Origin of the sequence: Kitasatospora sp. NPDC085464, assembly GCF_044541955.1 — a bacterium.
GTDB lineage: Bacteria > Actinomycetota > Actinomycetes > Streptomycetales > Streptomycetaceae > Kitasatospora.
In genome coordinates, this window is record NZ_JBITTM010000016.1 from 106,557 (window position 1) to 124,889 (window position 18,333).

14 protein-coding genes are annotated in these 18,333 nt (G+C 72.7%); 6 read left to right on the forward strand and 8 right to left on the reverse strand.

Features of this window, described 5'->3' with window-relative positions; translation table 11 throughout:
* Window positions 1–257 precede the first annotated feature (257 nt).
* Together ACIGG8_RS16495 and ACIGG8_RS16500 are read left to right on the forward strand one after the other, a co-directional pair.
* Complete coding sequence (locus ACIGG8_RS16495) at window positions 258–1,010, forward strand: type IV toxin-antitoxin system AbiEi family antitoxin domain-containing protein (protein ID WP_396548616.1); 753 nt, start codon at window positions 258–260, stop codon at window positions 1,008–1,010.
* A 126-nt stretch (window positions 1,011–1,136) separates the two neighbouring features.
* Entirely contained in the window at window positions 1,137–1,862 is a 726-nt protein-coding gene (locus tag ACIGG8_RS16500; protein ID WP_396548617.1) for a DUF1326 domain-containing protein, read from the forward strand.
* 143 nt (window positions 1,863–2,005) lie between these two features.
* On the opposite strand, the gene ACIGG8_RS16505 is transcribed toward ACIGG8_RS16500, so the two are convergent.
* Window positions 2,006–2,986: a GlxA family transcriptional regulator gene (locus ACIGG8_RS16505; RefSeq protein WP_396548619.1), complete on the reverse strand. Its 981-nt coding sequence runs from the start codon at window positions 2,984–2,986 to the stop codon at window positions 2,006–2,008.
* Window positions 2,987–3,057: 71 nt separating this feature from the next.
* Between ACIGG8_RS16505 and ACIGG8_RS16510 the strand changes: the two genes are divergently transcribed.
* A complete protein-coding gene (locus tag ACIGG8_RS16510; protein WP_396548620.1) occupies window positions 3,058–3,666 on the forward strand; it encodes an HD domain-containing protein in 609 nt (202 codons plus the stop codon).
* A 112-nt stretch (window positions 3,667–3,778) separates the two neighbouring features.
* Window positions 3,779–4,201 (forward strand): RidA family protein, encoded by a 423-nt coding sequence (locus ACIGG8_RS16515; protein ID WP_396548621.1) that lies wholly within the window; start codon window positions 3,779–3,781, stop codon window positions 4,199–4,201.
* A gap of 54 nt (window positions 4,202–4,255) precedes the next feature.
* On the opposite strand, the gene ACIGG8_RS16520 is transcribed toward ACIGG8_RS16515, so the two are convergent.
* Together ACIGG8_RS16520 and ACIGG8_RS16525 are read right to left on the reverse strand one after the other, a co-directional pair.
* Window positions 4,256–5,443: a cytochrome P450 gene (locus tag ACIGG8_RS16520; protein ID WP_396548623.1), complete on the reverse strand. Its 1,188-nt coding sequence runs from the start codon at window positions 5,441–5,443 to the stop codon at window positions 4,256–4,258.
* Window positions 5,444–5,494: 51 nt separating this feature from the next.
* Window positions 5,495–5,686, reverse strand: coding sequence for a hypothetical protein (locus ACIGG8_RS16525; protein WP_396548625.1), 192 nt, complete (start codon window positions 5,684–5,686; stop codon window positions 5,495–5,497).
* A 270-nt stretch (window positions 5,687–5,956) separates the two neighbouring features.
* Here ACIGG8_RS16525 and ACIGG8_RS16530 point away from each other — a divergent pair, with 270 nt between their 5' ends.
* On the forward strand, window positions 5,957–7,579 hold the full coding sequence (locus ACIGG8_RS16530; protein WP_396548626.1) for a hypothetical protein: 1,623 nt from the start codon (window positions 5,957–5,959) through the stop codon (window positions 7,577–7,579).
* 61 nt (window positions 7,580–7,640) lie between these two features.
* Here the strand turns inward: ACIGG8_RS16530 and ACIGG8_RS16535 are convergent, their stop codons facing one another.
* The 5 genes from ACIGG8_RS16535 to ACIGG8_RS16555 all read right to left on the reverse strand — a co-directional run bounded on the left by ACIGG8_RS16535 (window position 7,641) and on the right by ACIGG8_RS16555 (window position 15,730).
* Window positions 7,641–8,423 carry a hypothetical protein gene (locus ACIGG8_RS16535; protein WP_396548628.1) on the reverse strand — a complete coding sequence of 261 codons (783 nt, stop codon included), beginning with the start codon at window positions 8,421–8,423 and terminating at the stop codon, window positions 7,641–7,643.
* Between the two features lie 25 nt (window positions 8,424–8,448).
* On the reverse strand, window positions 8,449–10,575 hold the full coding sequence (locus ACIGG8_RS16540; protein ID WP_396548630.1) for a PQQ-binding-like beta-propeller repeat protein: 2,127 nt from the start codon (window positions 10,573–10,575) through the stop codon (window positions 8,449–8,451).
* A complete protein-coding gene (locus ACIGG8_RS16545) occupies window positions 10,572–12,746 on the reverse strand; it encodes a protein kinase (protein ID WP_396548632.1) in 2,175 nt (724 codons plus the stop codon). Before ACIGG8_RS16545 ends, ACIGG8_RS16540 begins: the two co-directional genes overlap by 4 nt.
* Window positions 12,747–13,050: 304 nt before the next feature.
* A complete protein-coding gene (locus tag ACIGG8_RS16550) occupies window positions 13,051–13,863 on the reverse strand; it encodes a hypothetical protein (protein WP_396548633.1) in 813 nt (270 codons plus the stop codon).
* Window positions 13,864–13,894: 31 nt separating this feature from the next.
* Window positions 13,895–15,730 (reverse strand): protein kinase, encoded by a 1,836-nt coding sequence (locus tag ACIGG8_RS16555; RefSeq protein WP_396548635.1) that lies wholly within the window; start codon window positions 15,728–15,730, stop codon window positions 13,895–13,897.
* Between the two features lie 564 nt (window positions 15,731–16,294).
* On the opposite strand from ACIGG8_RS16555, the gene ACIGG8_RS16560 reads away from it, so the two are divergent.
* Window positions 16,295–17,776 carry a hypothetical protein gene (locus ACIGG8_RS16560; RefSeq protein WP_396548636.1) on the forward strand — a complete coding sequence of 494 codons (1,482 nt, stop codon included), beginning with the start codon at window positions 16,295–16,297 and terminating at the stop codon, window positions 17,774–17,776.
* The last annotated feature ends 557 nt before the right edge of the window (window positions 17,777–18,333 follow it).

The window sequence follows — 18,333 nt, forward strand, 5'->3', positions numbered from 1 at the left end:
CGGGATGTATGCCTCCGAAGCGGCCTGCGAATCCGGACAATGGCCGGAACCCGCCCACCCACCGGCTGCTCCGGGGCGGGGCTCCGGCGCCCGAAGGACACCCGCTTCGCCCTGGAGGACGCCGGGAGTACCGGTCGAGAGGGGGAGTGTCGGTGCAGGCCGCGACTCGGTGCAGTTTCTTGTTGGCGGACGCTGCGGCGGGGTAAAGATCCCCCAGGCCCCGTGACAGATCGCGTGGGCCGAGGAGCGGAGGAACCGTGGCAGACAGCCGTTTCAGTGAGACCATCGCCCAGCTGGAGGCGGAGCTTCCCGGTATCGAGGCCCGGCGGCGGCGCCTGGAGGACGAGCTGACCGCCGCCGTGGCGCGCGAGAACGCCGTACGCGGCGCCATCCAGAGCTTGCAGGCCCTGGCTGAACCGCCGGCCTCGCCGGACATCACGCCGGTGGGCAGTGTCCGGGCGGAGGCGGACGCCATCGCCGGGGACCAGCCGCAGCAGATGGCGGCTGAAGCCGGGGCCGTGCCGGACCGGGGCCGGGAGCAGGCCGAGAAGACCGCCACGGGCACGGACGCGGTCACGAAGACGGCGAAGAAGACCACCGCCAGGAAGGCGGCGCCCGCGAAGAAGACCACCGCCAAGAAGGCTGCGCCCGCGAAGAACGCCGCCGCCAAGAAGACCGCCGGCGGCGCGCGGAAGCGCACCGCGGCGAAGAGGACGGCCGCGCCGCGGAACACCAAGCCGGCGCGGACCGTCGTCGAACCGTCCCCCGAGATGAGCGAAACGGCTGCTTCCGTGCCGGGGCGGCGAACGACCGGCGCCACCTCCGAGACCGTTCTGGCCGTGCTGGCCGACGCCCAGGAAGCGCTGCGCGCCCGGGAGGTGACCGCCCGGCTGGGAATCGAGGAGTCGGCGGACAACGTGAAGGCGGTGCGCACCATGCTGGAGCGCCTGGCCAAGGCCGGCCGGGCGCAGCGCCCGGGCCGTGGCCTGTACGCGCAACTGGACGGCTGACCCGCGGGCCCAGCCCTGCCGACGGCCCGGTTCGCGAGCCTGAGATGCCGGGAGCCGTCTGTGAGCGGGCCGGTGTGGCAGACCGCGATGAGGTACGGCAGACAGTCGTACGGATGGACGAGTCCGATGCTGTGGCGGACACCGGGGACCCAGCTGTTCCTGGCAGCGGCCAGTGCCCAGCGTTGCCGGGTGATCGTGGGGAGCGGAAAATGGGCATGGGAAGTGTGCCTCGGGAAGGATCTTCCGATGACGTGGCGAATCGAGGGGACGTATTTCGAGAACTGCAATTGCAACATGGTGTGCCCTTGCTCCACCTCCGGATTGACGGCTCCGGCGGACTACGACCGCTGCCATGTGCTCCTGGCCTTCCACATCGGTTCCGGTCAGGTCGATGACGTCGACGTGAGCGGCCTGACGGTCGCCGTCGTGGCCGACACCCCGCAGCTCATGAGCGAGGGCAACTGGCGCATGGGCATGTTCATGGACGAGACGGCCTCGCCGGAGCAGGCCGAGGCGCTCGGGGCGGTCTTCTCCGGTCAGCGGGGTGGCCCGATGGAGGGGCTCAGCCCGCTGGTCGGCGAGATGCTCGGGATGGAGGTCGTCCGGATCGACTACGTCGATGACGGCCGGCGTCACCGGGTGAGGATCGGCGACGCGGTCGACATGGAAGTCGAGGACTTCGTCTCACCTCTGGACGCGACCGGCAAGGGCATCAGGGTCAGCGGGGTGGGCTTCCCGGCGGACACCCTCGCGGCCGGGGTCGCGACCAGGTCGCGGGTGAACGCCTTCGGTCTCGTGTTCGAAAACGAAGGGAAGAACGCCTTCTCGGCGCCGTTCTCCTGGGCGGCCTGAACGTCGCCACCGCCTGCTCGACGGGCCCTCGCCCCGGCGAGCCGGCCTGGATGGCCGCTCCGGCCGGCACCGTGTTCCTGGAGAAGACCCGGCGCCATGGCAAGGCGCTCATGGGGCAACCAGCAGCCCTGGCCAGGCCGTTCTCAGTCCGGGCGCGGGCCTGCCGGTGAACCGGCCGGACTGCGTGACGCCGAGTGCGCGAAGGTGCGACGGTAGGCGGTGGGGGTGGTGTCCAGTGCGCGCCGGAAGTGCAGCCGCAGGTTGGCTGCCGTGCCCAGCCCGCAGTCCCGCGCCACCTGCTCCACCGAGCGGTCCGTGGTTTCCAGCAGTTCCCGCGCCCTGCCGAGCCGGGCGTTGAGCATCCACTGCAACGGGGTCGTGCCCGTCTCGTCGGTGAAGCGGCGCATGAAGGTGCGCTGCGAGAGGCCCGCGTGCCGGGCGAGCACGCGCAGCGTGAGCGGCTCGCCGAGCCGCTGCAGGGCCCATCCGCGGGTACCGGACAGCGATGCCTCACCGGCCACCGCGACGGGAGCCGGCACGTACTGGGCCTGCCCGCCGTCCCGGTGCGGGGCGGCGACGAGACCGCGGGCGATCTGGTTGGCCACCTCCGCACCCAGGTCGCGGCGCACGATGTGCAGGCACAGGTCGATGCCGCAGCACACCCCGGCGGAGGTGAGCACGTCGCCCTCGTCGACGTAGAGCACGTCGCGGTCGACCATGACGGCCGGGAAGCTCTGTTCGAACTCGTCGATGTGCTTCCAATGGGTCGTGGCGTGCAGTCCGTCCAGGACGCCCGCCGCGGCCAGCGCGAAGGCGCCCGTGCAGATCGACACCACACGCTTGCCCCGCTCGCGGGCTCCGGACAGTGCGTCGAGCACGGCGTCCGGCAACGGGAGGACCGGGTCGAATCCCGGCACGATCACGGTGTCGGCGGCGCGCACCTGCTCCAGCCCCCCGTCGGCGACCAGGGCGAAACCCGCGCTGGTGACCACCTTCGCCTCCAGTGCGCACAAGTCCATCGCGTAGGCGGTTTCCGGCCGGGTGGTGAAGATCTGCGCCGGGATCGCCAGGTCGAGTGGGGTGACCCCGTCCAGCGCCAGGACCGCGACTCGATGCACTGTCATGGCAAGATCCTATCGAAGATGGGAAATTTTGCCTCTCACCAGGTCAGGACGGTCGCGGCCAAGCTGAAGACATGACCGCACCTACCCACGAGGCGACCGACGGCCTGATCACGCTGCCCGGCACACCGCTTGCCGACGCCGTCATGAACCTCATCCGACCGGTGGAAACGCCATCCGTCTTCAACCACAGCATCCGCAGCTACCTGTTCGCCCGGCTGGTTGCCGGCCGCCTCGGCCTGGCCGTCGGCCACGACTACCAGGACGACCTGTTGTTCGCCGCGTGCGCGATGCACGACCTCGGCATGGCGTCGGACGGCCCGCACAGCCAGCGGTTCGAGGTCGAAGGCGCCGACCGGGCCGCCGCGTTCCTCGTCGACCGCGGCGTACCCGCGACCGATGCCGACCAGGTCTGGCAGGCCATCGCCCTCCACACCTCCCCGGGTATCGCGGAACGCCGCGGCACTCTGTGCGTGCTCGTCCGCGAAGGCGTCGCACTCGACTTCGGCGGCCCGCTGGGCGCCGACCACGTCGACGCCGTCACCGACGAGCAGGCCGACGCCGTGCACGCGGCCTATCCACGGCTGGACATGATCCGCTCGCTCACCGACGCGATCGTCGCAGGCCGCGAAAAACCCGAAGAACGCACCCCGGTACACCAGCCCCGGCGAATTCCTCCGTGAACGCGAGACCTTCGGCCGGACCCGGCTGGAGCACGCCTGCCGTTCGTCCCGCTGGGGCAACTGATCCCAGGACTCCACGACCCCGTCAACCAAGAGCAAGGAAGCACTGCACATGACCGTCCACACCGTCGCGGTTCCCGAGGACAACCCGGTCTTCGGGCACACCACCAGCGCCTTCGCAAGCTTCGGCTATTCCGCCGCGGTCCGCGCGCACGGCCTCCTGTTCATCGCCGGAACGATCGGTCGCCGAGCCGACGGAACCATCCCGGACACCATCGAAGAGCAGACCGAGATCGCCATCCGGAAGATCGAGGAGCTCCTTCGACTGGAGAACCTCGACACGTCCGCCCTCGTCGACGTCACCAGCTACCACGTCGACATCCGCCGGCACCTGCCCGGCTTCGTCGAGGCCAAACAGCGCCTCGTCAAGGCGCCCTACCCGACCTGGACGATCATCGGGGTCAGCGGCCTCGCCAGCCCGGGACTCCTCGTCGAGATCCGCGCGACCGCCGCGTATCCCGCCGCGTCCCGGTAGACCGCCGCTCCTGGGCCCGCCTCCGGGCCCAGGAGCCCGGCCGGACCTGCGCGCTCAGCCGCGGAGCCGCACCGGCAGGCGCGTCAGCCCCCGCAGCATGGTGCTCGGCCGCCACACGAGGTCGTTCGGGTCGGCGTCGAGGGCGAGACCGGGGTGTCGCTCGATCAGGGTGCGGAGCGCGATGGCGGCTTCGACGCGGGCGAGCGGGGCGCCGAGGCAGTGGTGGATCCCGTGGCCGAACGCGAGGTGCCCGGCGGGTTTGCGGTGGAGGTCGAACCGGTCCGGATCGGGGAAGTGGCGCGGGTCGCGCGAGGCCGCCGCGAGGGAGACCAGGACGCTGTCACCTGCCGGGACGGTGGTGTCGCCGATCCGCACCGGTTCGTTGGCGAACCGGAACGCGGTGGACTCCACCGGGCCGTCGTGGCGGAGCGTCTCCTCGATGGCGGCGTCGACGAGGCCGGGATCGGCGCGTACGGCGGCGAACTGCTCGGGGTGGGTGAGCAGGGCGAGGACCGTGCCCGAGATGAGGTTCACGGTGGTCTCGTGGCCCGCGACGAGGAGGAGGAACGCCATCCCGAGCAGTTCCTCGGCGGACAGTCCGTCGGCCGGCGCGGAGACGAGCGCACTGAGCAGGTCCCCGCGCGGGTCGCTCCGGCGTTCCTCGATGAGCGCCGTGAGGCGGTCGGTCATGGCACCGACCGCGGCGCCGGCGGCCTCGGCGGAGCTGGGCGCGACCAGCTCGGTCGACCAGACGTGGAAGCCGTCGCGGTCCGTCTCCGGTACGCCGAGCAGTTCGCAGATGACGGTCATCGGCAGCGGCAGTGCGTACGAGGCGACGAGGTCGACGGAGCCCGCGGCGGCGGGCAGCGCCCCGAGCAGCGTGTCGGCGATCTCCCGGATGCGCGGGCGCAGCGCCCGGATCCGGCCGGCCGTGAACTCCCGGGCGACCAGCCCGCGCAGTCGGGTGTGCCGGGGCGCGTCGCTCTGGAGCATGTTGACGCCGATGGCGTGGCCGCCGTCGTCGGCCCACGAGGAGGAGTGCCGGATGTCGTTGCTGAGCCGGGGATCGGTGAGCGCGGCCCGGGCCTCGTCACGGGCGACGACCAGCCACGCCTCGCCGGCCCCCGGGACGAGCACCCGGTGCACCGGCCCCTTCGCGCGGAGCGCCGCGTAGACGGGGTACGGGTCGGTGGTGACGTCGAGGCCCGCGGGGGCCAGGTCCTGGAGCGTCGGAGCAGGCATGTTCGTCCCCTCTGGAAACGGGGATGGATCCCCGGATGTGGGTCGACCCTATCAAACGGGGATGCCTCCCCATTTCTGGCGGATGACCGGATCGGCCACCAGGCCGACGCCCTGGAACTGTTCACCTGTGCCCACCGGGCCCTGCTCGGCGACACGGTGACGGGCCACCTCGACCCGGCCGAACGCGACCTGCTCCGGCGCTACTGCACGGATGCACTGCAGACCACCGTCCGCGGCGCCCACGACTGGCACCACGCCTCCACCCGGTACCGCGGGTAGCGGGGCGGCGCTTCCCGTCTGCCCGGCCCCAGGAGGCCGCCCCCAGTCGACGACGTCTTGCAGTCATTCGGGGCCGGGGTGGACGATGAGACAGTAGAAGTGGACGTGGCCATGACGACGGATTCCCACTCCTTCCAGAGTCCCGACTGCCGATGCCTGTTTCGCCTTGGCAGACAGGTGTGACGGGGCCGGCGCCGGGTTCGGGCGGCCGCAGCCGGTCCATAGGGAGGCATCATGGCGGTGAGACACCGGCCGACGGATATCGCTGAAGACCCGGGGCGGCTGGACCGGCAGGGCGGGCGCAATGTTCTCACCTCGTTCGACCCGAGATCATTCGTCGAGCATGCGGCTTGGCGGCGTCTGTCGGATGTTCTGGAGCGTGGTGGCGGGGGGAACTACGCCATTGCCGGGCCTCGCGGCACGGGAAAGACCTGGATGATGTTCAGGGCGTCGGCATGGGCGAACGACAGGGGCGGCTTGGGGGTCACGTTCCAAGGGCAGGGCGATCATCCCCCCATGGACTTCGTGGCGTCTCTCACGGAGACCCTCGCGACCGCCTTCGAGGAGTGGTACGACGCTCGCTCCGGACGGCCGGTTCGTCTCGTACGTCGGAGGATCGCCATCCTGACAGCATTCGGGTTGCTGCTTCTCTACCTGGCGCTCGTTGCGCTCAACGTAAACGGCTCGTTCTTTTCCGGGATCACATGGCTGGACATAGGCTACGACGGAATAGCTCTCGCGCTCTTTCCGGCGGGAATTGCCGCATGGCTCTTGATTGTTGCCTTCCGTTATCGACGAGAGTTCCGGGACGGTGCGGGCCGCGTCCGGTGCCGGGCGGTGGAGACGCGGCGCCAGATGAGATATGTCACCAGTCTCAGGGAGACTTCTGAAATCGGCGCGGAAGCGGGCCGTGCAGGCCTGATCGCCAGATTCAGACACGCTTCTGAGATGGATCTCGTCGAACGGCCGTCGACACTGAGCGGACTCGTCCAAAACTTTCGCGGATTTGCCTCGGAAGTCAGTGGCGTCGTCGGAGAACTGGTCATCTGTATCGACGAACTCGACAAAATGAGAAACCCTACAGATGTCGCCGATCTGATCCGCCATGTCGAAGGGGTTCTGGAGATCCCGCGGGCCTTCGTCATCGTGGCGCTATCGGAGGGCGCCGCATACTCCGGTGCCTACGGCTCCGCCGTACCGTCGGGCGGATTCGACAGCGACAACTGCTTTGATCAGGTGTTCTGCCTGGACGTCTTCGTACCGAGTCTGGCGGTCGAGGTAATCCGGGCGAGAGGAGGCCTGAGCAGCCCTGAAGCCGTGCGCACCGCGTGCGTGCTGGCGGGAGGAGCTCCGCGGGAATTCGTCCGCAAGGTCGAGGAAATCGATTCCTGTGGCGCCACCACGGTCGCTGAAGCGGCGACCGCGGTCGCCCGGGCGGAGGTCGACACCTTCAAGCGGGCACTCTTCGGCACTCACGACGACGGGACGTCCTCACCCCGCCTGGACCAGGACAAGCTCACCGTCCACCTACTCCTTTCCGACTGGGACGGCGCCAGGTCCTCCGGGGCCGGTGCTCTGGCGTCGACCCCGATGTCGGCTCTCCGCTATTGGACGATCGACGGCACGTCACGGCAATGGCGGGAACAGTTCGAAGAACGGTGGCAGGGTCTTCTGGTGAGGCTCGCGGTGGCAGGCGTCCTCATGCGCGACACCGAGGGCGCCCTGGTCAAGCGCGACCTGGACTCGCTCCAGTCGATCGTCTGCACCTCCTTCCAGTCGGCCCTGGTCGCCCGTGCGCTGTTCCTGGAGGACTTCCGCGAACGCAACCGCAGAGAATCGCCGGGTAGCGCAGCGTAGCGATCCCCACATGCCGTGGGGTGAGCGGCGGTCGCACCGCGGTGTCGGTGGCGTCGCGGTTTCACGAGGTGGTGAGCGTGGCCAGGGCGTCCTGGGCGCAGGCGGTGGCGGCGGCTTCGGCGTCGGTGGGCGGGATGTCCTTCAGGGTGAACCCGGACAGGGTGTGCGCTTCGTAGCGGATGGTGATGAGCGCGTTGCGCTGGAGCACCACGAGGTCGACGTGGCCGAAGCCACTGATGGCGGTGTACAGGAGGGTTGCCTTCTCCCCCAGGCCGGGAACGGCGTGGTCGTCGGTGATCTTCATGCCGGCGGTGGCCGCCAAGGTCCGGTCGCTGGACAGGGTTTGCTGGTAGACGCGGTCGGCGAGCGGGGACAGTGTGACCGAGACCTGCACCGTGGTCAGGCCGGAGGTCCTGCTGTCCCAGCCTCCGGTCGCGGACGTCGCGCCCCCGACGGGCTTCTGCTCGGTGCAGGCGGCTCCCTTCGCGTAGCGGTCGACCGTCTCGGGGCGCAGGAGCGCGCAGCCCGCGACGACGGTGGTGTAGGGCGCCGTGGTCGGGGTCGCCGGGCCGGAGGACGCGGGCGTGGCCGTGGTGGTCGGCGTGGTCGCGGCGGTCGTTGTCGGGGTGACGAGGTTGGCCACCAGGCCCAGGACGAGCGCTGCGATGCCCGCGCCGGCCGTGATGCCGCCGAGCAGCCAGGTCCACCGACGGGTGGGTCCGGCCGGGCGCAGGTCCGCCGGGTCGGGGAGGGTGGCGGGAGTGGCCTGTGCCGGCAGGGGGCGTGTGTTGGGGAGGGTCGGCAGCGGCTGCGTGGCGGGTGGGGTGTCCTCGATCTCGGCCATCTCGTGATGAACCTTTCGGGGCCTGTCAGCCGGCTGACAGGTGATAGGCGGTCAGGGTGGGCCCGTAGCCGAGCAGGAGGAGCGAGTCCTGGGTGAGGGTTTGTGGGGCCCCCGGCTGCCGGGCGAAAGTCTGGTGCCACTGCGGGGTGCCGGCGGCGCTGGTGAGGGACTGCAGGGTGATTCCGCCGGCGGCGGTGGGAGCGGTGACGAGGACCGAACCTCCGGTAGCGCCCCGTACGGTGGCGGCGCCCTGCGCTGACGGCCAGGTCCAGGTGGTGTTCCCGGTGTGCAGGTCGACGCCGGACGCGCCCTGCGGGCCGCCGGTCACGACGACGGCGCCGTCGTCCGCGCACCCGGTGACGGCGCCGGTGTGCGAGCCGATCCAGAGGCGGGCGCCCGCGGTGTCGAAGGCCGCGGTCACGGTCCGGCCGTCGGTGGCCGTCGTCGCGGCCACGGGCAGACAGGTCACCACGCCCTGGCGTAGCGAGAGCGAACCCAGGTACGCACCGGTGAACATGGTCGCGGAGGCCGGTGGAAGACCGCTGGGCACGCTCCAGTTGCTGGTTCCGTTCTGGCCGTCCACGGCGGCGAGGGCGAGATCGGGGGCCAGGGCGTAGAGCCGGCTCCCGCTCGGCGGCGCGTACAGGTCCTGGGCGTCGAGCGACCAGCGTGGGCGTCCGGTCGCGCTGTCGAGTGCCACGAAGCGGAAGGCACCGCCGACGGCCCGGTCCAGGTCTCCGAGGAGCGTGACGATCAGCAACCCCGCCGAGGGCATGCCCTGGATGCGGTAGGAGGTGCCCAGCGCCGTACCGCTCCACAGCCGGCGCCCTCCGGCGGCGTCGTAGCCGTGCAGTGCTCCGTCGGGTCCGGTGACCAGCAGCAGGCCCGGCAGCGGCAGGGCGACGGACTGCGCACCGGGAACCGTGTCGGACGATCGCCAGAGCGTGGCACCTGTGCGGGCGTCGCGTGCCTGCACCACGCCGCCCGGGTCCACGGACCACACCCGGCCGCCGTCGCCGACCGGGAGCGTCCCGGCCTCCGTGGTGCTGTTCCACAACACCCGTCCGTCGGAGCGGTCGTAGCCGACGATCCCCGTGCGGTCCGCGCACACCACCGCCGCCGGGCCGCAGCCGACCGGCGCCATGCCGGCCCGGGGGAGCGCCACCGACCAAGCCGTCGGGGGCGCCCCCGACGTGCCCGGCCACAGCGCGCGGGTCAAACCGCCCGCGGCGGCGGTGGCCAGCAGTGCTCCGCCGAGGACGAGCAGCCGGCGCCGGGTGCCGTTCGGATCGCTCAGCACCCGGGCCAGTTCGCGCTCGCGTCGGCGTACGGTCCGCTCGGCCTCTCCCAGCCAGTCGGTGCCGACCGCCGGGCCGTACCGGAAGGCCTCGGTGAGCTCGGCCGGTGCGGGCCGCCGGGCCGGATCGCGGTCCAGACAGCGCACCAGCAGTCCCGTCAGCTCCGGTGGCACCCCGTCCAGGTCCGGAGGCTCCTCGGAAGCCCGGTAGATCAACACCGCGGGCGGTCCCTCGCCGAAGGGCGCGCGGCCGGTCGCGGCGAAGGCCAGCACGGCACCGAGTGAGAACAGGTCGCTGGCGGGGGTGAGGTTCAGCCCTGCCGCGTGTTCGGGAGACATGAACCCGGGGGTGCCGATGATCCGGCTGTTCGCGGTGGGCAGCGCGTCGGCCGTCGGCTTGCTGATGCCGAAGTCGATGACCCGCGGTCCGTCCCGGGCGACCAGGATGTTCGAGGGCTTCAGGTCCCGGTGGATGATCCGGGCGCGGTGGATCGCGGCGAGCGCCTCCACCAGTCCCGCTCCCAGGGTCTGCAGCGCGGGCCCGGCGAGCGCGCCGTGCCGCGCCACGGCCTGGTGCAGCGACGGCCCGGCGACGAACTCGGTGGCCAGCCAGGGCACTTCCGCCTCGGTGTCGGCGTCCACCACCGCCACGGTGTAGGCCCCGTTGACCGACCTGGCCGCCGCCACCTCCTGGGCGAACCTGCGCCGGAACTCGACGTCGGTCGCGTACTGCTGCTGCACGGTCTTGACCGCGACGGGGCGTCCGCTGCCGGTGGCGGCCAGGTAGACGGCGCCCATGCCCCCCGCGCCGAGGTTGCGCAGGATGCGGTACGGGCCGACGCTCTGCGTGCTCATGCGCCACCGACCCGAAAGGCGCGCAGGGTGGTGGCGGAAGCGCAGTAGAGCGTCCTGCCGTCGGCCGCGGTGGTCCACCGGCCCTCGTCGGAGGCCGCCCGCACCGTCCAGCGGACCGCGCCACTGCCGGCGTCGAGGACGGCCGCTCCGAACGGCCCCTTGGACAGGGGGACACCGAAGAAACCGTCACCTGCGGACGGCGTCCGGAAGTCACCGTCCCCGCCCGGATCGGTCACCGCCGCGACAGTGGAGTGCCACAACCCCTTGCCGGTCGTGACGTCCAGGCAGTAGGCCGTGCCCAGGGCCCCGGACAGCAACAGCCTGCCGGTGCCGAGTGCACAGCCGAAGACCGCCTGCGGAACCGGGGGAGCCGTCCAGCGCTGCCGCCCGGTGGCCGGTTCCAGGGCCACGACCGACTGGCCGTTGACCACCACCAGCAGGTCGCCGGCACGCATCAGCCGTGAGGGCACCGAGGCGCTCCCGGCCGTGAGGCCGGCGGCCTGCCACTGGGAGGCGCCGGTTCGCAGGTCCACCGCGTGCAGGACGTCTCCGTCCCGGTAGTAGCACCTGCCGTCGGCGACCAGGCCCATCGAGCTGCCGGAACCGCCGAGCAAGGACTCCATGTGGCGGGCCATGCCCACCGCCATGTTCTGGGCGACCTCGTGTTGCCACAGCACCTCCCCGCTGCCCAGGTCGGCCCCGACGACGACTCCGCCGCCGGTGTCGGACGTCTGCCGGGCCGTCACCACGGTCCGGCCGTCCGCGCCGAAGACCCGCAGGCTCATCGCGGCGTCCATGTGCTGCTCGGGCGGCACGGCGAGCGGGATCCGGTGGTCCTCGGCCGCAGCGTTCAGCCACACCAGGCTCGTGAAGTCCGTGGACGTCCCGTAGAGCAGCCCGTTCTGCGCCTGGAACATCTGGACGTCCTGCCGGGACCACGCCGGACGCCCCGTCGAGCCGTCGAGGCCGGTCGCGCCCAGCCCCTCGCTCCACCACACCGGCGTTGCCCCGAGGACGGACAGCTGATGGCCGACCGTCACACCGCTGAACGGCCGGCTCCACAGCGGGGCCGGAGCGTCGGGCGAGGGGCTCGCGCCACCGGTGTCGGCTCCCCACGCGTCCACGGGCTTGCCGACCGTCGCCGTCCCGGCGGCCACCCGTGCCCGACGGGTGAGCAGCAGCGGCACACCGACGGCCGCGGCCGCACCCGCGCCGAGCCCGGCACCGAGGCCGAACAGACCGCGACGGCTGAGCGACTGCCACGTCCGCACCGGCAGCGCGGGCGGGTCGGCGGGCGGCGCGGCCAGGTCGATCCCGGCCTGCCGCTCCCGGGCCTCAAGGTCGGCCAGCAGTCCCGGACTCAGCAGGGCCGCCGGATCGGCCGGAGCCAGCGCGGCCAGCACGGCCGCCGCGACGGGCCGCCGGGCCGGGTCCTTGTCCAGGCACGCGGCCACCAGGGGGCCCAGCGCGGCGGGCACTCCGGAGAGGTCGGGCCACTCGTACACCACTCGCCGGTTGATCTGCGCGGGCTCACCGGTGCCGAACGGGGTACGGCCGGTGAGCGCGTACACCAGCAGGCAGCCGAGCGAGAACACGTCCGACGCGGCGTGGGTGACGGACGCGGAGACGATGCGCTCGGGCGCGATGTATCCGGGCGTGCCGCACACCATGCCCGTTCGGGTCAGGTGAACGGCGTCGAACGCACGGCTGATCCCGAAGTCGATGACGCGCGGGCCGTCCCGCGCGATCAGCACATTGCCCGGCTTGAGGTCACGGTGCACCACTCCCACCGCGTGGATCGCGGCCAGCGCCTCCGCCAGGGCGGCCCCCAACGCCCGTGCACCCGCCTCACCGAGCGGCCCGAAACGCATGACCACCTCGCCGAGCGACGGCGCAGGCAGGTACGCCGTGGCCATCCAGGGCCGGGAGCCGCGCGGCTGCGCGTCCACCACGGGCGGCGTGTGGAACCCCGTCACCCGCCTGGCGGCCTCCACCTCCTGCCGGAACCGGTCCCGGAACTGCGGGTCCTCGGCGTACTCGGGCCTGATGACCTTCACCGCGAGCAGCCTCAGCCCGGGCGAGCGGGCGAGGTACACCATCCCCATGCCGCCCTCGCCCAATGGCCGCAGTAGCTGATGGGGGCCCACGAACACGGCCGGCTGCGCCTTCATGCCTTTGGTGCCACCTTTGGCAGCCACCAAGCCTCCCCCAGTGCGACACCGCCGTTACGGACGGACCGACAGACAGAGTGACATGGACGACGCACCCGGCGAATCCCTTCCCCACTATTGGGGACGCTCGTCCGCCGACCAGGCAGACCGGAGCGCCCGACTCGCCGCTCGACAAGCCGGGATGAGAGCCACGCGCTCCGGAGGACCACGGACGGCGAATCGGCGAACCGGTTCAGCGGGACTTCCCACGACAGGACACCGACGGCGACCGCCCCCGCCGGCGACAGTCCCCGACGGCGACCGCTCAGCCGGCGCAGCTGTAGCCGAAGGTGGTCGACCCGCTGAGCCGCTGGGGGGCCAGGACCTCGACGGTGGCGGTCGCGCGCAGGGTGCCCGGGCCGTCGAAGGTCCAGCGCAGCACCAGGTCCACCCGGCGCTCGCCGGACTGCACCGGCTGCACGAGTTCGCCGGAGGACGTCCCGTCGCTGCGCAGCCAGCGGTAGCGGACGGTGCCGGGGTTGCCGTTCGTGGTGACCGACGCGGTGAGGACGGCCGTCCCACCGCAGGTCGGTCCGGCCGCCGGGGCGGCGGTGACGGAGACACCGGTGAGGTCGAGCGGCGGATCGACGTGGCAGCGGGTGAGCAGCACGGCCAGCAGGACGAGCAGGACGGCGGCCCAGACCAGCCAGCCGAAGGCCCGGCGTCGGCGGGCCGGCGGTACCGGCCCGCCGGTCGACGCCGTTCCGCGCCACGCCGCGGCGGCCTGCGGCGGCACGCCGGGGCCGATGCGGCGCAGCCCCGGCGCGGGCGTGGGAGGTGCGGGAGGTGGAGGTCCAGAAGGTACGGGGGCCGGCGGGGCGGTGGCGGGGGCGGAGTCCCAGACGGTGGGGTCCAGGAAAGTGGCGCTCTCGTGGTCGTCGTCTGCGAGTGCGGGGGGCGGCTGCACGGGGGTGGGCCGGGCGGGGGCGGAGTCCCAGACGGTGGGGTCGAGGAAGGTGGCGCTCTCTTCGTCGTCCGGGGCGGGTCCGCCTCGGCCGAACGGTGCGGTGCGGCCGGGCGCGCCCGGGGAGACGCGCTCGGTCGGGTCCTGGTCGGGTGCGGATCCGGACGGTGGCACGGGGAAACCTCCTGGGACGGTGGCGTGCGGATCAGCCGGGCTCGTGGCAGGACGGGGAGTACAGCTCCCGGTAGGCCGTCGGGGTGCTCCCGGCCGCCGGTGTGGTGGACACCCGGACGCCCCACTGGAGGCGGCCGTCGCCGGTGCCGAACTGGTGGCGGACGGTCAGTGTGGCGCGGCCGGTGCCGAGTTTCACGATGTCGGTGGCGACGGTCTCGCTCGGGAACGTGGGGGCCGAATTGTGCATCCAGCTGAGGACGAGCGTGGCGCCCGGCGGGCCGGAGGTGACCACGGTGACGGTGGCCTGGATGCCGTAGCCGCCGTCGCAGGCGATCGAGTCGACGTTCACCGACGCCACCCGGACCGGCGGCGGGGTGGTGGTGGGCGGCGTGCCGGCCGGGGGTGTGGTGGGCGGGGTGGAGCGGCTCGGAGGGGGGCTGGTCGGGGCGGTCCGGGGCGGCGACGGCGCGGGCGCGGCGGTCGTGGGACCGGTGGGCGCACGTGACGGCGTGGGGGCGGGCCGCCCGCTGGGGCCGGGACCGGGGCCCGGGCCGGGGCCCGTCGTGGGGGTGGGGCCGGGCGCCGGGTCGGTGGTGGGCGGGCCGGAGGGGGCGGGCGTGGGGGAGAGGGTCGGCGAGAGCGAGCGCGAGGGCGACGACGAGTGCGAGGGCGAGGGCCGCCCGGTGGGGGAGGGTGTCGGGCCGGGCGGCGGGGCGCTCGACCGGGTCGGGTCCAGGGAATTGGTGATCCAGGGCATCGGACTGCCCGTCAGCGTCCGCGCGCCCCGGTCGGTGACGCCGGCCAGCGCGACCCCGCCGATGACGGCCAGCGCCAGGCCGCCGGCTACCACGCCCACCGTCAGCCGGGCCCGTCTTCGCAGGAGCGGTCGCCGTACGGCGGTGGGAGCCGAGGGGGCGGCGGGCTCGACGACGGCTCCGACGAGCCGGGTGTGCGCGAGCGCCGTCGTCCCGGCGGGCGCGGGGCCGCCGGCGCTCCGGGGCAGCAGCAGGGCCAGCAGGGCGACCAGCGCGGCGAGGTCCTCGTGGCCGCGCTCCTCCCACCGCTCGCCGTAGCCGGCCGTCGCGGCGCGGTCGAGCAGCCGGACGAACTCGGCCGCGCCGGCCGGCCGGTCCTGCGGCCGTTTGGCGAGCCCGGCCAGGACCAGCGGGCGGACGTGGTCGGGCACCAGCTCGTCGGGGATCCGGGACTCCTGGTGCTGCAGGGCGAGCGCGCCGATCGTCCGCCCGGTGAAGGGCCGCTCGCCGGTCAGGCACTCGAAGAAGGTGACGGTGGCCGCGTAGACGTCGGCGGCGGGCGAGGCCGGGGCGCCGGCCCACTGCTCGGGCGCCAGGTAGGCGGGGGTGCCGGAGACGTCGCGGTCGGATCCGCGGGGGACGGCGATGCCGAAGTCGACCAGCTTGGAGGTGCCGTCGGTGGCGACCAGGACGTTGGCGGGCTTGTAGTCCCGGTGCACCAGCCCGGCCGCGTGGGCGGCTGCCAGCCCCAGGAGGGAGCCCTTGAGGACGACCAGCGCCGCCTCGGGCGTGGTCGCCCCCTCCTCCTTGAGCAGCGTGCGCAGCGAGACGCCGTCGACCAGCTCCATCACCAGGGCCGCGTGCGGCCCGCCCTCGACGTACTCGTAGAGCCGGGTGACGTACGGGGAGTCGAGCCGGGCCAGCGTCTGTGCCTCGGTGCGCAGGGCGGGGCCGGCGGCCGCGTCGTGCAGGTACTTGATGGCGACGGGCGTGCCGGTGAGGTCGTGGTGGGCGAGCACCACGCGACCGGCGGCTCCCGCGCCGAGCTCCCGCAGGTGGGTGTAGTCCGGCAACTGCCAGTCGCCGGGTCCCCGTACCGCCTCGTCGTCCATCGCCGACCCCCACGCCTCGTCCCGTCCGGTGGCCGCCGACCGGACCGCGGCCGCTGCGACCGACGCGGCCGCGCAGGCCCGGGTTCCCCCGTGCGGCGCCGTCCGAACCCCCGGTGCGGCGGGGCGGGCACCGGCGGGGACGTTCCCGCAGGCAGACCGCCCTGTCCGATCGGCCGGCGATCGGAAACACACGGGCGCACGGGGGAGTTGTGCGCCTCCGTGGCCCGCGCCGGGGGCGGCGCCGCCGCACCCCGGGCCGGTCGCCCGGGCGGGAGCGTGCCGCGCGCCGGTGCGGCGTGCGGCCGAGCCGCGCTCCTTCCCGCGGAGCACCGCCTGCCGTCGTCCGTCGCGGTGCAGCTGGGCTGCCTCAGACCGCTCTGGAGATCTGTCCAGGCCGCCGCGTCGTCAGGCGCCCGTAAACGGCCGCGGACGGGTGTGCTGTCGCCCGGCCGGCCGGGGTGGACCACCCGTAGTGCCGACTCCCGGTGGTGCGCGTGCCGGACCCCGCTTCTCCTGGAAGGGCACTCGGCAGCCGACGGTCGGCCGCCCACCCGAGGAGGAGCGATGGCGGCGACCCCACCCGAGCCCGGCGCAGGCGAGCCCGGCCCGGGCGAATCCGCCGACGGCGAGGAGCACGCGGGTCCGCCTGAGCAGCCCCCGACACCGCCTCCTGCCCCCGACCGTCCCGCGCCACCGCCTGAACCCGGACGGCCCGCGGCACCGGCGGCCGGGGACGCGGACGAGCTCGCCCGGCTGCACGAGCGGATTGCCGTGCTGGAGGCCGCCCCGAAGAAGCGGGAGCACCACCGCTGGCGGACCTCCGGTGCGGTGGTGCTGATCGTGATCGCCTCCCTGCTGTCCCTGATGTCCGTGCTGGCGGTCTGGACGTCCGACTTCGTCGGAAACACCGACCGCTACGTCCAGACCATGGCACCGCTCGCCACCGATCCCGACATCCAGCAGGCCGTCACCAACCGCGTCACCACCGTCGTGCTCGACCAGATCGACGTCAACGCCCTGGTCAAGCAGCTCTCCGATGCCGCCGCCGAACAGGGCGTGCCGCAGAACGCCGCCAATCTGATCAACAACCTGAGCGGGCCGATCAAGAGCGGCCTCACCCAGCTGGTGAGCACCGTCGTGAACAAGGTCGTCACCAGCGACCAGTTCGCCACCCTGTGGGTCGACGCCAACCGGCTCATCCACACCGCCCTCGACAAGGCACTGACCGGCAAGGGCGGCGGCGCAGTCGTCCTGGAGAACAACCAGGTCTCCATCGACATCGCACCGATCGTCGCCAAGGCGAAGGACGAACTCGTCAACGCCGGCTTCGCCCCGGCCGCCAAGATCCCCGACGTCCACACCAACTTCGTGGTGTTCCAGTCCAAGGACATCGGCAAGGTCAGGACGTACTTCCGGCTGCTGGAGATCATGGGGGCCTGGCTGCCGGTCGTCACCGTGCTGATCGCGGCGGGCGGCGTGTTCCTGGCCGTCAACCGGCGCCGCGCGCTGATCGGCGCCGCCGTCGGGGTGGCGCTGGCGATGCTGCTGCTCGGCCTCGTGCTGACGGTCTTCCGCTCGTTCTACCTCGACCACCTGCCACCGGGCGCCAACCAGGCGGCCGCGGGCACGTTCTACGACACCCTGATCCGTTTCATGCGGGCCGGCATCCGGGCGGTCGGCGCGGTCGCCGTGGTCACCGCCGTCGGCGCCTTGCTGATCGGCCCGTCCCGGCCCGCCGTCGCCGTCCGTACGGCCTGCCGGCGCATCCTCGGCTCGCTGCGCGACGCGCTGTACTCGCTCGGCATGAAGCTCGGCCCGGTCGGGCCCTTCGTGCACCGCTTCAAGCGTTGGATCGGCGCGGCGATCCTGCTGATCGCCGCCGTGGTCCTGGCCACCTGGTCCTACCCGACCTGGGCCGTGGTGCTGTGGATCACCTTCTTCGTGGTCCTCGGCTTCGCCATCCGGGAAGTCCTCGACACCGGCCCCGGCGGCGACCGCGCACCACCCCCGGCAGCCCCCGGCGCACCACCGCCCGCCCACGCGTGACCACCCGCCCCACCGGGCCCGGGCCCGCCGGCCTCCCCGTGACCACCTCCAGCCGGCGGGGAGTGCCGAGGGAGGACGCGAGGGTCATGCCTGTGTACCTGCTCCCGGTGAAGGTCCGCGACAACGATCCGGCCCTTGCCGCGGGAGAAGGCGCAGCATCGACCGCTTGGTCCCGCTCGCCATCCCCGACTTCCTGACCGGCGTCGTCGCGACCTCTTGACTCCCTTGTCGAACGGATATGCGGGACCGACTGGGACCGTGCGCAGAGTGGGCGGCTGGGATTCTCGCTCGGGGGACCCGGGGGCGCGCCTTCGGGTGGCCGTTCGTGTGCGGCGCTAATGTCCTCGCAGGCTGAGAGAGGGGTGCGCATGCGAGGACGCGGATTCGAGCGGACCAGGGTGGTTGCGGTGTTGTTGGGGCTGGGGCTGGTGTTGACCGGATGCGGGAAGAGTTCGAGCCCGGCTCACCAGCAGACCGCCTCTGCCTCCCCGAACGGCGGAAGCGGCGGGGGTGGGGGAGGGGGCGAGTTCTCACCGTCCGCCTCGGCCGCGCCCAAC

What these genes read in the sequence shown, in the direction of transcription:
- ACIGG8_RS16520 (WP_396548623.1), bottom strand. Translation starts at nt 5,443, where the DNA reads ATGCCTGCTCCGACGCTCCAGGACCTGGCCCCCGCGGGCCTCGACGTC.
- ACIGG8_RS16530 (WP_396548626.1), top strand. Translation starts at nt 5,957, where the DNA reads ATGGCGGTGAGACACCGGCCGACGGATATCGCTGAAGACCCGGGGCGG.
- ACIGG8_RS16510 (WP_396548620.1), top strand. Translation starts at nt 3,058, where the DNA reads ATGACCGCACCTACCCACGAGGCGACCGACGGCCTGATCACGCTGCCC.
- ACIGG8_RS16560 (WP_396548636.1), top strand. Translation starts at nt 16,295, where the DNA reads ATGGCGGCGACCCCACCCGAGCCCGGCGCAGGCGAGCCCGGCCCGGGC.
- ACIGG8_RS16500 (WP_396548617.1), top strand. Translation starts at nt 1,137, where the DNA reads ATGCTGTGGCGGACACCGGGGACCCAGCTGTTCCTGGCAGCGGCCAGT.
- ACIGG8_RS16505 (WP_396548619.1), bottom strand. Translation starts at nt 2,986, where the DNA reads ATGACAGTGCATCGAGTCGCGGTCCTGGCGCTGGACGGGGTCACCCCA.
- ACIGG8_RS16535 (WP_396548628.1), bottom strand. Translation starts at nt 8,423, where the DNA reads ATGGCCGAGATCGAGGACACCCCACCCGCCACGCAGCCGCTGCCGACC.
- ACIGG8_RS16545 (WP_396548632.1), bottom strand. Translation starts at nt 12,746, where the DNA reads ATGAAGGCGCAGCCGGCCGTGTTCGTGGGCCCCCATCAGCTACTGCGG.
- ACIGG8_RS16540 (WP_396548630.1), bottom strand. Translation starts at nt 10,575, where the DNA reads ATGAGCACGCAGAGCGTCGGCCCGTACCGCATCCTGCGCAACCTCGGC.
- ACIGG8_RS16515 (WP_396548621.1), top strand. Translation starts at nt 3,779, where the DNA reads ATGACCGTCCACACCGTCGCGGTTCCCGAGGACAACCCGGTCTTCGGG.
- ACIGG8_RS16555 (WP_396548635.1), bottom strand. Translation starts at nt 15,730, where the DNA reads ATGGACGACGAGGCGGTACGGGGACCCGGCGACTGGCAGTTGCCGGAC.